The sequence below is a fragment of the Phytomonospora sp. NPDC050363 genome, assembly GCF_040655735.1.
GTDB lineage: Bacteria > Actinomycetota > Actinomycetes > Mycobacteriales > Micromonosporaceae > Phytomonospora.
On sequence record NZ_JBFAKK010000002.1, the window covers coordinates 328,156 to 340,720 of the forward strand.

Annotated in this window: 13 protein-coding genes; 7 read left to right on the forward strand and 6 right to left on the reverse strand. The window is 71.7% G+C overall.

Going from position 1 to position 12,565, the window contains the following annotated elements:
• Window positions 1–35: 35 nt before the first annotated feature.
• Window positions 36–851, forward strand: a complete 816-nt coding sequence (locus AB0I28_RS05985; RefSeq protein ID WP_357489953.1) for an SDR family oxidoreductase — start codon at window positions 36–38, stop codon at window positions 849–851.
• The gene (locus AB0I28_RS05990) at window positions 848–1,246 is read left to right on the forward strand and encodes a RidA family protein (protein WP_357489955.1); all 399 of its coding nucleotides are present in this window, start codon (window positions 848–850) and stop codon (window positions 1,244–1,246) included. The genes AB0I28_RS05985 and AB0I28_RS05990 overlap by 4 nt, the downstream gene beginning before the upstream one ends.
• Before the next feature lie 175 nt (window positions 1,247–1,421).
• On the opposite strand, the gene AB0I28_RS05995 is transcribed toward AB0I28_RS05990, so the two are convergent.
• Window positions 1,422–3,353, reverse strand: coding sequence for a thiamine pyrophosphate-binding protein (locus tag AB0I28_RS05995; protein WP_357489957.1), 1,932 nt, complete (start codon window positions 3,351–3,353; stop codon window positions 1,422–1,424).
• 294 nt (window positions 3,354–3,647) lie between these two features.
• On the opposite strand from AB0I28_RS05995, the gene AB0I28_RS06000 reads away from it, so the two are divergent.
• Window positions 3,648–4,457, forward strand: a complete 810-nt coding sequence (locus AB0I28_RS06000) for a class I SAM-dependent methyltransferase (protein ID WP_357489959.1) — start codon at window positions 3,648–3,650, stop codon at window positions 4,455–4,457.
• Here the strand turns inward: AB0I28_RS06000 and AB0I28_RS06005 are convergent.
• The 5 genes from AB0I28_RS06005 to clpB all read right to left on the reverse strand — a co-directional run bounded on the left by AB0I28_RS06005 (window position 4,447) and on the right by clpB (window position 10,027).
• Complete coding sequence (locus AB0I28_RS06005) at window positions 4,447–4,941, reverse strand: hypothetical protein (RefSeq protein ID WP_357489961.1); 495 nt, start codon at window positions 4,939–4,941, stop codon at window positions 4,447–4,449. The genes AB0I28_RS06000 and AB0I28_RS06005 overlap by 11 nt on opposite strands.
• Window positions 4,942–4,997: 56 nt before the next feature.
• Complete coding sequence (locus tag AB0I28_RS06010) at window positions 4,998–5,618, reverse strand: hypothetical protein (RefSeq protein WP_357489963.1); 621 nt, start codon at window positions 5,616–5,618, stop codon at window positions 4,998–5,000.
• A gap of 169 nt (window positions 5,619–5,787) precedes the next feature.
• Window positions 5,788–6,483 (reverse strand): hypothetical protein, encoded by a 696-nt coding sequence (locus AB0I28_RS06015; RefSeq protein ID WP_357489965.1) that lies wholly within the window; start codon window positions 6,481–6,483, stop codon window positions 5,788–5,790.
• Between the two features lie 76 nt (window positions 6,484–6,559).
• Window positions 6,560–7,360 carry a hypothetical protein gene (locus AB0I28_RS06020; RefSeq protein ID WP_357489967.1) on the reverse strand — a complete coding sequence of 267 codons (801 nt, stop codon included), beginning with the start codon at window positions 7,358–7,360 and terminating at the stop codon, window positions 6,560–6,562.
• Between the two features lie 81 nt (window positions 7,361–7,441).
• Complete coding sequence (gene clpB, locus AB0I28_RS06025; protein WP_357489968.1) at window positions 7,442–10,027, reverse strand: ATP-dependent chaperone ClpB; 2,586 nt, start codon at window positions 10,025–10,027, stop codon at window positions 7,442–7,444.
• A 136-nt stretch (window positions 10,028–10,163) separates the two neighbouring features.
• Between clpB and AB0I28_RS06030 the strand changes: the two genes are divergently transcribed.
• From AB0I28_RS06030 to AB0I28_RS06045, 4 genes are all read left to right on the forward strand, one after another.
• Window positions 10,164–10,691, forward strand: coding sequence for a hypothetical protein (locus tag AB0I28_RS06030; protein WP_357489970.1), 528 nt, complete (start codon window positions 10,164–10,166; stop codon window positions 10,689–10,691).
• A 63-nt stretch (window positions 10,692–10,754) separates the two neighbouring features.
• Window positions 10,755–11,321, forward strand: a complete 567-nt coding sequence (locus tag AB0I28_RS06035; protein WP_357489972.1) for a hypothetical protein — start codon at window positions 10,755–10,757, stop codon at window positions 11,319–11,321.
• A 54-nt stretch (window positions 11,322–11,375) separates the two neighbouring features.
• Window positions 11,376–11,891, forward strand: coding sequence for a hypothetical protein (locus AB0I28_RS06040; protein WP_357489974.1), 516 nt, complete (start codon window positions 11,376–11,378; stop codon window positions 11,889–11,891).
• A 50-nt stretch (window positions 11,892–11,941) separates the two neighbouring features.
• Window positions 11,942–12,565, forward strand: a complete 624-nt coding sequence (locus AB0I28_RS06045; protein WP_357489976.1) for a DUF4178 domain-containing protein — start codon at window positions 11,942–11,944, stop codon at window positions 12,563–12,565.

The following is a 12,565-nucleotide window of genomic DNA, read 5'->3' on the forward strand; positions in this document are numbered from 1 at the left end:
CGCCCTCGACTTGCCGCACTCAATAGGCTGTCGGCATGCCAGTCGACCCGCCCCCCACCGACCCCACCGTCGCCTACCGCCCCGGCGACCCGCATCCCGACTCGCGCACCGCCGTGGTCACCGGCGCGGGGCGCGGCATCGGCCGCGAGATCGCGCTGCGCCTGTCGCGGGCGGGACACCGGGTGGCCCTGGTCGCCCGCAGTGAGGAACAGCTGCGCGAGGTCGCCGAACTGTGCCCGAACCCGACGATGACGATCCCCCTCGACGTCACCGACCCGCAGGCCGCCGAGACGATCTTCCAGATCACCGAGCGCTGGGCGGGTCAGGTGGAGATCCTGGTCGCCAACGCCGGTTCGGCCGGTTCGGCCCCGCTGGCGCGGGTCACCGACGCCGACTGGCAGGCGTCGCTCGACCTCAACCTGACCGCGCCGTTTCGCTGCGTCCGGCGGGCGGTGCCGAACATGGCGGCGGTCGGGTTCGGCCGGATCGTGGTGATCGCGTCGATGGCGGCCAAGCGCGGGGAGCCCTACATCGCGGCGTACACGGCGGCCAAGCACGGCGTGCTGGGGCTGGTGCGGTCGGCGGCGGCCGAACTGGCGGGCAAGGGCATCACCGTCAACGCGGTGTGTCCGGCCTATGTGGACACTCCGATGACCGACGGCGCGGTCGAGACGATCGTCGCCAAGACCGGCATGAGCGCCGGCGACGCGCGGGCGCGGCTGGAGAACGTGCAGCCGATCGGGCGGCTGATCAGCGTCGACGAGGTCGCCGACGCGGTGATGTTCTGCGTCGGCAACGCCGCGATCACCGGACAGGGCATCAACATCGACGGAGGGGCGGTCCAGGGATGAGCGTCGAACGGGTCAACCCGCCGGAACTGGCCGCTCCCAAGGGATTCACGCACGCCGTGGTCGCCTCCGGCACGCACGTCTACCTCGCCGGGCAGACCGGCATGGACGCCTCCGGCGCGATCGTCGGCGGCGGGATCGTCGTGCAGTTCCGGCAGGCGCTGTCGAACCTGCTGGCGGCCCTCGCGGCGGCCGGCGGCACCCCCGACCGGCTCGCGCAGCTGCGCGTGTACATAGTGGACGTCGAGGCCTACCGGGCCGCGTCGCGCGAGATCGGCGCCGTGTGGCGGGAACTGGCCGGATCGGACTACCCGGCGATGGCCGGGATCGGCGTCGCGCGGCTGTGGGACGCCGAGGCGCTGGTCGAGGTCGAAGGCGTCGCCGTCCTCGACGGTTGAGCGCTTGCGAGGGGCTCGCCGAACGCCTCGGCGCGATCATCCCCGAGAACGCCACCGACCCGGCGCGGTGACGTGGACCGGGGCCGGGTGCGGACCCGGCCCCGGACGTCCGCCGCCTCGGTTCACGAAGAGGTGCGGCCCACTCCGAGTCGCCCGTCCGAGGCGCACCGCACTCTCACCACATCGGATGGACCAGACGTGCCAGCGGATCCTCGGTCCCGCCGGTGTTCGCGAAGTACACGTCGAGGCGCGGCGGCACGCCGTTGGAGCGCGCGCGGTCGCCGTCGAGCCGCGCGGCGCCGGCACCGTGGGCGTCGGGAACGATGGTGGCGACTTCGACCACGTACGGCCGCCGTTCCTCCGTCACCACCCGCAGCCCTTCGGCGAGCACGGCGGCGAGTTCGCCCGCGTCTTCGACGGCGGCGCCGTCCACGCCGTATCCCGCGGCCAGGGTGACGAAGCTGAGCTCGGGCGGCGGATCGATGCGCAGGTAGCCGGCGTCGCCGGTGCTCTTCCAGCCGTAGCTCTGCTCGATGAAGGTCAGCCCCTTGATGAGCGTCTGGTAGCGCCTGTTGTTCAAGACGATGTAGAGGATCGGCAGGGTGAACTTCGCCGCGGTCCACCACGCGTTCGGGTAGAACAGGGCCGAGCCGTCGCCGATCACGTTGACGACCGTCCGGGTGTCGCCGGCGGCGAGTTTGATGCCGATCGCCGCGGGCATCGAGAACCCGAGTGAGCCGCCCTGCGTGCTGAAGTAGGCGGACGGGGAGTCGAAGGCGAGGTGCCGCTGGAACATCCCCGACTCGGAGATGCTCTCGTTGGCCAGCGTCAGCGGTGCCGGGAGATCCGGCTGGAGGCGGGCGAGTTCGAGCGCCACCCGTTCGCCGGTGATACCGGTGGACTCGTCCTCGAGCACCGCCCGGCCGTGCTCGGTGATGGCCACGTTTCGGTGCTGCGACAGCCGTGTCAGTTCTTCGAGGCGCTCGGCCGTCGCGGCCGGCCGGTGGTCGGGGTGGGCTCTGGCGGCCTCGGTGATCAGGGGCAGCGTCCGTTTGATGTCGCCGAGCAGGGCGACCTCGCCGTAGCCGTTCTTGCCGATCTCCCAGGGATCGTTGTGCAGGTAGACCTGCCGCAGTTGCGACGGGATCAGCGGCCCCTCGTCCCAGTCGAAGATGACCACCTGCGCCTGTGCGTTGAAGCCGCAGAAGAAGGCGACGTCATGGACGCCCAGGACTTCGCGCATCGCCTGCTGCGTCGGGGGCAGTTCGCCCTGCCAGTGCAGGTCGGGCAGCCAGGGATGGTCGCGGTCCTTGGGGTAGTTCGCGTAGCTGCTGAGCTGTTCGCTGTAGACCGGGGCGCCGAGCAGTTCGGCGAGCGCGGCGATCTCGTCCCACGCGTCGGCGGCGCCGACTCCGTCGCCGGTGACGATGACCGGTCGCTCGGCTCCGGCCAGGGCGGCCGCCGCGCGCCCGACCTCGTCGCGGTCTCCGGTGAATCCGGCGGCGACGCGTGTGACGGCTGCCGTCGGGCGCACGGTGACCTCGCGGATGAGGAACTCCCACGGGATGGACAGGAACACCGGTCCCGCGGGCGGGGTCAGCGCGACCTTGATGGCACGCTGCATCGCCAGCGCGAGCTCGTCGGGGCCGCGGACCTCGTAGGACCACTTGGTGTACTGCCCGGCGAGCTGGACGAGGTCGGAGGCGAGCAGCGGCTCCTGGATGAGCAGGTTGCTGTGCTGCTGCCCGCACAGCACGAGCAGCGGGATGCCCGACTCGGCGGCGTTGAAGAGGTTGCCGATCGCGTGGCCGATCCCGGGTGTCACGTGCAGTTCGACGACGCCGGGCCTCCCGCTCTCCCGGGCGTGGCCCATGGCCGCGCCGAGGGCGATGTTCTCGTGCAGGCAGGGGACGTAGCCGACGCCGCTGCCGGGCACGGCGGTGCCGTCGATGAGCGGGACCTCGTTGGTGCCGGGCACGCCGAACATGCGGTCGATTCCGGCGGCGCGGAGGTAGTCGAAGATGACGTCTCGGCCGAGATAGGGCTCCTTGGTCGGCGGGTGGTCGGGAATCGCTTCGTGTGCCGGGTTCGTCTGGAGGCGTGTCATCGCGCTTGAGGCCACCTTCGGTCGCGGAGATGCGGACGCGGGCGGTTCGGGCGCCGGGGACGGGCGCGGGAGACCACCGCCCTCACACTTTCGACCCGCCGTGACGGCATGTCAGCGCAACGGGGGACGGACGGCGGCTTTCCGCCGCAAGAGGCGGAAGCCGACGGGGACGGGGCCGGCCGTCGCGGCGGGACACCGGGCGAGCGCGCGGGACGACCGCGGAACCCGAGGGCGTCGCCGAACTCGGCGGATAAGGGCTTGCGGCGGTCTCGCGCCGAGATCAGGCTGGGCGCCATGACCGACCACGTCGAGCGCATGTCCCGCGTCTACAGCCCGGTGACCTGGGACGTCTACGAGCGCCTCGATCGCGGTCTCGACCCCGCCGGTCCCGACTCGCTCCACGAGCTGGCCGCCGGGTACCTGTCTCCGGGCGCGCGGATCCTCGACGCCGGCTGCCGCGACGCCTACCACCTGATCCGCCTCCTCGAAGCCCACGATGCCACCGGTGTGGCCGCCGACCCGGTCGCGCGGCACGTCGCGATGGCGCGCGAGGCCGTCGCCGGATCCGGTCTGGGCGAACGGATCGAGGTCTTCGCCGGCGTCGCCGAGGAGCTGCCGCACCCCGACGGCCACTTCGACCTGATCTGGGCCCGCGACGTGCTGGAGCAGGTCGCCGACCTGCCCGGCTTCACCCGCGCGCTGGCCCGCCTGCTGCGGCCGGGAGGTTGCGTGATCGCCTACACCAACGTGGTCACCGGGCTGCTCGAAGCCGGTGAGGACGCGATGCTGCGCCGCCATCTCGGCAACGTCCGCGCCAACCTCGACGAGCGCGATCTCCTGGCGGCGTACGCCTCGGCGGGCCTGACCGTCGACCGGCGGATCTCGATCGGCACCGAATGGCGCGAGTGGGCCGAGGAGCGCACGCGGCCGGCCTCGGAGTCGCTGCTGCGGCTGGCGAGGTTGCGGCGGCAGCGCGAGTCGGTGGTCGCCGAGCACGGTCTCGACGTCTACGAACACGTCGAGGCGAACCTGCACTGGCTGCTCTACCAGTTCATGGGCAAGCTCGAACCGGTCGTGCACGTGCTGCGGCACGTCAGCGCCTGATGGTGAAGTACTTCCGCGCGTCGGGGTCGACGAGGGCGTGCAGGTGGCCGCCGACGACCAGGACGTCCTCGGGACGGCAGCCGACGACGGCGTCGAAGGGCTCGAAACCGGGGCCGGTCAACCGAAGCGTCACCTTGACGCCGGACTCCCCGTCGATGTCCTTGTCCTCGACGGCGATGATCTCGGCGACCGCCGGGAGCCCCGCGATGTCGAGGCGCCGCTGGCGATGCCGCGCGACCGCCGTCGACGCGCCGAACCACAGCCCCGAGGGCAAGATGATCAGGAGCACGACCATCGCGCCGATCCACGCGGGCAGCCGCTCGCCCTCGCCGGCGTTGAGGGCCAGCACCACCAGGGCCGGCCCGGCGCCGATCATGAGCAGGCAGCAGAGGTAGACGAAGAGGGAGCCGATCGGGCCGTGGCGGGCACCGAGACGCATCGAGGTCATCTCCAGCAGCCCGCCGCTTTCGACGGGGTAGGGCATGCCCGGCACGGTAACCGGCGGTGGCCACCGGACGCGGCGCTGTCGGGCGGCCGGGTTCAGCTTCGGCGGTCGACCTCGTAGATGCGCTCGACGAGGAGTTCCTCGGCCCAGTCGGCGCCGGCGTCGAGGTCCAGCCACAGCTGGCTGCGCGGCGGCCCCGCCTCGTCGAGGCCCGACATCGCGATCGTGAAGACACCCGACAGGGCGTGGAAACCGCCGTCGGGCGAGCGCACGCCCAGCCCGAAGGGGACGGCGATCGCCGCGCGGGTCAAGACCATGCGGTCACCGTCGTCGGTGCGGCGCCCACCCGTCAGGTGCCGCGGCTCGTCGGTGACCTTCAGCCACTCCACGACGGCGTCGGGCACCTGGTCGGAGAGCATCTCGGAGAGGGAGGTGCGGACGGTCGCCGCCGGATCCTCGCCCAGCCAGCCGATCCAGCTGTCGGGGGAGACCAGGCGGGAGAAGTCGTCGACAGGGGTGCCCGCGTTCGGGTTCGGCTCGAACTCGCCGGTGAGGCGGCCCTCATCGTCGACCCGCCACACGCCCCGCACCGCCTCGGAGGGGATGTAGCCGTCGGGGTCGCCCTCGAAGGCGGGGTCGATCTCGGCGACCACGCCACCGGGATTCTCCGCCGCCTCGGCGACCAACTCCGGGGTGATTTCGGGCGTCGAGGACATCACGGCTCCAGTTTCGTCACGGCGAATGGACGGTGATCTTACGGGAGGGCGGGGAGGGCGGGGGAAGGGTGGAGTCCACATTGGAGGGTAGGCGGGGTTTGGGGCGGGGAGCGGGGCGGGCGAGCGGCCCTCCCCCTGAAAACCCGCGCGCCGGTGAGGCCGCGCTCCCTCAGACCACCCAGACCCTCCCCGTCGCCACCATCCACACCCCGACCGCCGCCAGCACCGCCACGAAGCCCACCGACACCCGCGTCGTCCACACCGCCGCCGTCCTCCTGCCGGTGTCGCGCAGGTACGCGACCGCCGAGAAGTGCAGGCACACGCCGAGCACCAAGAAGCACGGCTCGTAGAACGCCAGGTCCCACCACGCCGTCGCCGTCTCGTCGATCCTCGCCCACGCGTCGGGGTAGGCGATGTCGATCACGCCGAGCAGCGCCAGCGACTTGGTGCTCACCCCGACCACCGCGTGCGCCACGGCGAAGACCGCACCGGCCACGACCGGCGTCAGGCACAGCGGCAGCAGCAGAGTCCCAGGGATCTCACGGCCACCTCCGACGGGGAACCAGCGCGGGATGCGGCGCACCGCGGGGACCCCCAGGTAGAGGCACGCGACTCCGCCCAGGAGGATCAGCAGCCCGGCGAGGTAGCTCGACATCTGGGTCGCGGCCTGGTGTTCGGGTGCCATCTCTCCGGCCATGCCGAGGCCGCCGCCGGCCGCCTGATAGAAGCGGACGAAGATCGCGTAGAAGGCGGCGAAGCCGAAGCCCCACCAGGCGATCGTGCGGCCGGCGGCCGCGCCGCGAGCCGGGCCCGAAGCCGTCTCGGGAGCGCCCGAAGGCGCGAGTGCGTGAGTTGCGATGTCCATGTGTCGAGGATCCGGCCTGACCCGCCCCGCTCTCCTCCCCTGCGCGGGGGAGCGCGTCACCCGCGTGAAGGAGAGGTCACCAGCCCTGGTTCGGCGGTCCCGACGTCGGGTTCCCCGGCCCGTACTGGTCTCCGCCGTTGTACGGCTGCTGGTTCCCCGGCCCGTACTGGTCGCCGTACGAACCCGGCCCGTACTGCGGCGGGTACTGCTGCTGCGGCGGGGGCGGTGCCTGGTAGGGCTGCGGGGGCGGCTGCTGCGGGTACCCCATGGGGCTTCCCGGCATGGGTCCGCCCGGGACGGAGAAGCCGCCGCCGGGACCCTGCGGCGGCGTGCCCTTGATCCACAGGGTCACCGAGCGCTGGGCGATCAGGATCATCGCCACGATCACGGCGACGACGGCGGTGAAGGTGAAGATCGAGGCCATCGTCAGCTCGGTGGTGGGCGCGTCGACCGGGTCGCTGCCGTCGTAGCTGGAGGTCTGCTGCGAGATGTCGCTGATCAGCGCGACGATCGCCGCGAAGCTCAGCCCGCAGCACAGGTTCACCGCGGCCAGGATGCCGCCGCCGACCCAGATCATGATCCGCCCGGCGTTCTGCTGGCGCATCGTCATGACGGCGCCGATCGCGAGCACGATGCTGATCACCGCGTAGAAGGCGATCACGATGATCATGTTCGATTCGAGCAGCCCCGCGGCCTGCTCGTCGCTGGCGCTGGCGGAGGTCTCGGCCGCCATCTGCTCGGTTACCCACTGGTACGACAAGACCAGCGCGAGCGTGGTGCCCAGGGTCAGCACGACCGTGCCGAACACGGTCATGACGCCCGCCATGAGCACAGTGGGCCGCTGCGGCTCGGCCGGGGCCTGTCCTTGGTAGTACATGCGCGCACTCTAACCGCAACGTGCGACCTTTGCACCCGGTGAACGCGCGGCCGCGCCGCCGTTCACCGGGGCAAACGTGTTCTAGGCGACCAGCAGGTGCTGCCCATCGGCGTCCACGTCGACCGTGACGGTGTCGCCGTCGCGCACGTCACCGGCCAGGAGACGCTTGGCGAGCCGGTCGCCGATCGAGGTCTGCACGAGCCGCCGCAGCGGCCTGGCACCGTAAACCGTGTCGAAACCGTTACGAGCGAGCCATTCACGGGCCGCCGGGGTCACGTCGAGCGTCAGCCGGCGGTCGGCGAGGCGCTTGGCGAGCCCGGCGAGCTGGACGTCGACGATCGAGGTCAGCTCGGCCATGGTCAGCGCGTCGAAGATCACGATGTCGTCGAGGCGGTTGAGGAACTCCGGCTTGAAGCTCGACCGGACCGCCCCCAGCGCCGCCTCGCGGCGGGCCTCGGGCGCCAGTGTCGGGTCGGCGATCGCGGTCGACCCGATGTTGGAGGTGAGGATGAGGATGACGTTGCGGAAGTCGACCGTGCGGCCGTGGCCGTCGGTGAGCCGCCCGTCGTCGAGGACCTGGAGCAGCACGTCGAAGACGGCCGGGTGGGCCTTCTCGACCTCGTCGAGCAGCACCACCGAGTACGGGCGGCGCCGCACGGCCTCGGTGAGCTGCCCGCCCTCCTCGTAGCCGACGTAGCCGGGGGGAGCCCCGACCAGCCGCGCCACCGAGTGCCGCTCGCCGTACTCGCTCATGTCGATGCGCACGATCGCGCGCTCGTCGTCGAAGAGGAACTCCGCGAGGGTCTTGGCCAGCTCGGTCTTGCCGACGCCGGTGGGCCCGAGGAACAGGAACGAACCGGTCGGCCGGTCGGGGTCGGACAGCCCGGCCCGGGCCCGCCGCACGGCGTCGGAGACGGCCGTGACGGCCGGGCGCTGCCCGATGACGCGCGCCCCCAGCTCGTCCTCCATGCGCAGCAGCTTGGCGGTCTCGCCCTCCAGGAGGCGCCCTGCGGGGATGCCAGTCCAGGAGGACACGACGCCGGCGATGTCGTCGGGCCCGACCTCCTCGTTGAGCATGGCGCCGTTGGCCTGGAGCGCGGCCAGCTCGGCCTCGGCCTTGGCCAGGTCGCCCTCCAGGGACGGGATCTTGCCGTAGCGCAGCTCCGAGGCCCGCTCCAGGTCGCCGTCGCGCTCGGAGCGGTCGGCGACGCTGCGCAGCGCCTCCAGCTCCTCCTTGATGTCCGAGATGGCGGTGATGTGCTGCTTCTCGTTGTTCCAGCGCTCCGACAGCGCCGTCAGCTCCTCGCGACGGTCGGCCAGCTCGCGGCGCAGCGACTCAAGGCGCTGCCTGGAGGCGGCGTCGTCCTCTTTGGACAGTGCCATCTCCTCGATCTCCAGGCGCCGCACGGCCCGTTCGATCTCGTCGACCTCGACCGGCCGCGAGTCGATCTCCATGCGCAGGCGCGAGGCCGCCTCGTCGATGAGGTCGATGGCCTTGTCGGGAAGGAAGCGGTCGGTGATGTAGCGGTCGGACAGGGTCACCGCCGCGACCAGCGCGGTGTCGGTGATCCGCACACCGTGGTGGACCTCGTAGCGCTCCTTGAGCCCGCGCAGGATGCCGACGGCGTCGGCGGCGGTGGGCTCGCCGACCATGATCGGCTGGAAGCGGCGCTCCAGGGCGGCGTCGGTCTCGATGTGCTTGCGGTATTCGTCGAGCGTGGTCGCGCCGACCATGCGCAGCTCGCCGCGCGCCAGCATCGGCTTGAGCATGTTCGAGGCGTCCATGGCGCCCTCGGTCTTGCCCGCGCCGACCATGGTGTGCAGCTCGTCGAGGAAGGTGATGATCTTCCCGTCGCTGTTCTTGATCTCTTCGAGGACCGACTTCAGCCGCTCCTCGAACTGCCCGCGGTACTGGGCGCCGGCGACCATCGCGCCGAGGTCGAGGGAGACCACGCGCCGGTCGCGCAGCGTCTCGGGGACGTCGCCGGCGACGACGCGCTGGGCGAGGCCCTCGACTATGGCGGTCTTGCCGACGCCGGGCTCGCCGATGAGCACGGGGTTGTTCTTCGTGCGGCGCGACAGGACCTGGATGACGCGGCGGATCTCGGTGTCGCGGCCGATGACCGGGTCGATCTTGCCGTCCCGGGCGGCGGCGGTGAGGTCGACGCCGTACTTCTCCAGGGCCTTGTACTGCTCCTCCGGGTCGGCGCTGGTGACCTTGCGGTCGCCGCCGCGGACGGTCGGGAAGGCGTCGATGAGGGCCTTGGCGGTGGCGCCGGCGCCGTTGAGCGCGGCGCCGACGGACCCGCCGACCTGCGCGAGCGCGGCCAGCAGGTGCTCGGTCGAGGTGTACTCGTCGCCCTGCGAGGAGGCGAGCTGTTCGGCGGTGTTGAGGACGTTGAGCAGTTCGCGGGCCATCGACGGCTCGCCCATGCTCGATCCCTTGGCGCTGGGCATGCGCGTGAGGGCCTGCTCGGCCTGGCGGGCCAGGGCCGCGGTGTCGGCGCCGGTGGCGCGCAGGAGGGCGACGGCGGTCGACCCCTGTAGGTCGAGGAGGGCGGTGAAGAGGTGCCAGGGCTCGACGCTTCCGTGGCCCCGCTGGCCCGCTGTGTGCACGGCTGCGGAGATGGCCTCGCGGCTCTTCGTGGTCAACCGGTCGACATTCAAGACTTCCCCCTGTCCGGGCGTGCGTATGGCGAAGTTGAGTCTATCCCGCTCAACTTTTTTATCGCGAGCCCTCGGCATGTGATCCTCGCGCGCGGCGTCGGTACCCTGGCGCGACCCCGACAGCGAGGAGGCGCCCATGCACCCCGCAGCACCGGCCCCGGACGAGCGACCCGCGAGCGTGACGCGAGGGGCCTACGCGGCGGCCGCCACCGCCCTGGGCCAACTGCTCACCACCGCCGGCGCGGTCGGGCTGGCGACCTGGACCTCGCCCGGCGAACGGCCCGGGGAGGACACCGCCGGCGCGGTGGTCATCGTCGCCTGGGGGCTGATCTCGGCGGCGCTGCTGATGGTCGCGGCCGTCACGACGCTGCGCCGGATCAACGGCGGCCGGACCCTGTTCACCGTCGTCGGCATCATCACGCTGACCAACCTCGCGCTCTGCGGGATCTACTACGGGATCGTCGGCTCCGAGATCGTGCGCCTGAGAGGCTCCGACTCGCCGCGCCCGCCGACGTGGACGGCGCTGCTCGGCATGACCGGCGCCGTCCTCGGCCTCGTCGCGGTGATCTACGGCCTGGTCCACTACGGCCGCCGCACCAGCCGCGACTGGCTCAAGCCGCCGCCCCCGCCGGTCGTCTACGTCCCCGCGCCCCCGTACCGGTAGCCGTCGGCGGACTCGTGCCCGGCCCGTAGGGTGGAGCCGTCCCCGAGCGAAGGTGAAAACGGCATGTACCAGCCCGCTCCCGCCGCCCCCGCCTCCGGTGAACGACCCCCGAGCGTCACCAGGGGCGCCGCCGCCATCGGCGTGACCTGCCTCGGCCTGCTCGTCTCCAGCTTCACGGGCGTGCTGACCTTCACCTACGAGCCGCCCGACTCGGCCAACGCCGCCATGGACGACCAGGGCGCGGCGGTCTTCCTGATCAGCTACATCGGCTGGGGCCTGCTGTCGGTCGTGCTGCTCATGCTCGGCGCGATCATCAGCCTGCGCCGGATCAACGCCGGCCGCGTCCTCATCTGGGTGGTCGGCGGGATCTCGGTGCTCACCCTGCTCAGCTGCGCAGGCGGCGGCGTCCTCGTGGAGATCCTCGGCAGCGCCGAGAGCGGCGGCCGCGACGACAGCTACCCGCCGCAGTGGATGTTCTTCCTGGCGATCTTCAGCTCCATCGTCGGCCTGGTCGCGCTCATCATGGGCATGGTCTACTACGGCCGCCGCGAGTCGGGCAACTGGTTCAAACCGCCGGTCGCGTACTTCCCGCAGCAGGGCTACCCGCAGCAGCCCTACCGGCCCTACTAGCCTGCGCGGGTTACCGTCGGCAGGACCCACCCCCTCGCACCCCAGGCAGGTCCCGTGGACGACTTCAGCGCGCGCCCCCGCGCCATCCCCCGTGCGCTCGTCGCCGCGGTCATCGGCTGGGTCGCCACCGCCGTGCACATGTCGACCTTCCTCATCGTGATCATCGGCTTCCCCGACCGGCGCAACCCCGGGGACGGCCGCCTCCTCGCCACGCTCTACGTCCTGCTGCCCCTGGCGACCCTCGTGCTCGTCCCGCTGGGCTTCCAGCGCCTGTACCGGGGACTTCCCGACGGCCGCGTGCTGGCCACCGTCGGCGGCACGGCGGTCCTGCCGGGCGCGATGTGCTGCACGGCCTTCATCGGCTTCGCCGCGATGAGCTACCAGAACGTCGAGTACCCCGAGCCCGTCCGCGACACCCTCGCGCTCGTGAGCGGCCTGGCCTCCGCGGGCGCCGCCGTGGCCATGGTCGCGGTCCTGCTCTACCTCTGGCAGACCCCCGTCACCCACCACCTCCGCTCGCCCCTGGCGAGGCGCCGCACGCCCCGCCCGTCGGGTCCCGGCCAATGGTGAGCACTTTCGGCTGATCAACACGGTTGGCACCACCCGCTACCGTGGAAGATGTGGACGCACTCCTCGTCATCCTCATCGTCGTGGTCGCTTTGGTGGCCGTTGCCGGACTCGTGGTGGTTCTGCTCGCCCGCAACGCCGCCAAGAAGCAGCGGCGGAAGGCCGAGTGGGAGGCCAACCGCCCCCGCGACCCCTTCTCCAGCGCCGACACCGACTCGCTGCGCGGTGACCCTCGTCGCATCAAGGCCGGCGACATGGTCGACGTGCGCGGCGAGAACTTCGCCGTCCGCGGCACGCTGCGCCTGACCGAGGGCAGCTACACCTGGACCGAGCAGCTGCTCGACACCGGCACCGGCCGGCGTCGCTGGCTGTCGGTCGAGGAGGACCCCGACATCGAGCTGGTCCTGTGGGACGAGCTGCGCGACGTGACCGTCACCCCCGGTCCGCGCGACCTCCACCTCGACGGCCGCGTCTACACCTCCCACGAGAACGGCCGCGCGCACTTCTCCGGCGAGGGCACCACGGGCCTGCACCCCACCGGGACGATGCGCTACCACGACTACCGCGCCGGCGACGGCACGCGCCTGTCGTTCGAGGACTTCGGCGAGACCGGCAAGTGGGAGTGCGCGCGCGGCGAGGTCCTGAGCCGCTACGACGTCACCATCTTCGCCGCGTAG

Bases quoted from the DNA above. Each gene is read 5' to 3' on its own strand.
- AB0I28_RS05985 (WP_357489953.1), top strand. From the start codon at position 36: ATGCCAGTCGACCCGCCCCCCACCGACCCCACCGTCGCCTACCGCCCC.
- AB0I28_RS05990 (WP_357489955.1), top strand. From the start codon at position 848: ATGAGCGTCGAACGGGTCAACCCGCCGGAACTGGCCGCTCCCAAGGGA.
- AB0I28_RS05995 (WP_357489957.1), bottom strand. From the start codon at position 3,353: ATGACACGCCTCCAGACGAACCCGGCACACGAAGCGATTCCCGACCAC.
- AB0I28_RS06000 (WP_357489959.1), top strand. From the start codon at position 3,648: ATGACCGACCACGTCGAGCGCATGTCCCGCGTCTACAGCCCGGTGACC.
- AB0I28_RS06005 (WP_357489961.1), bottom strand. From the start codon at position 4,941: ATGCCCTACCCCGTCGAAAGCGGCGGGCTGCTGGAGATGACCTCGATG.
- AB0I28_RS06010 (WP_357489963.1), bottom strand. From the start codon at position 5,618: ATGTCCTCGACGCCCGAAATCACCCCGGAGTTGGTCGCCGAGGCGGCG.
- AB0I28_RS06015 (WP_357489965.1), bottom strand. From the start codon at position 6,483: ATGGACATCGCAACTCACGCACTCGCGCCTTCGGGCGCTCCCGAGACG.
- AB0I28_RS06020 (WP_357489967.1), bottom strand. From the start codon at position 7,360: ATGTACTACCAAGGACAGGCCCCGGCCGAGCCGCAGCGGCCCACTGTG.
- AB0I28_RS06030 (WP_357489970.1), top strand. From the start codon at position 10,164: ATGCACCCCGCAGCACCGGCCCCGGACGAGCGACCCGCGAGCGTGACG.
- AB0I28_RS06035 (WP_357489972.1), top strand. From the start codon at position 10,755: ATGTACCAGCCCGCTCCCGCCGCCCCCGCCTCCGGTGAACGACCCCCG.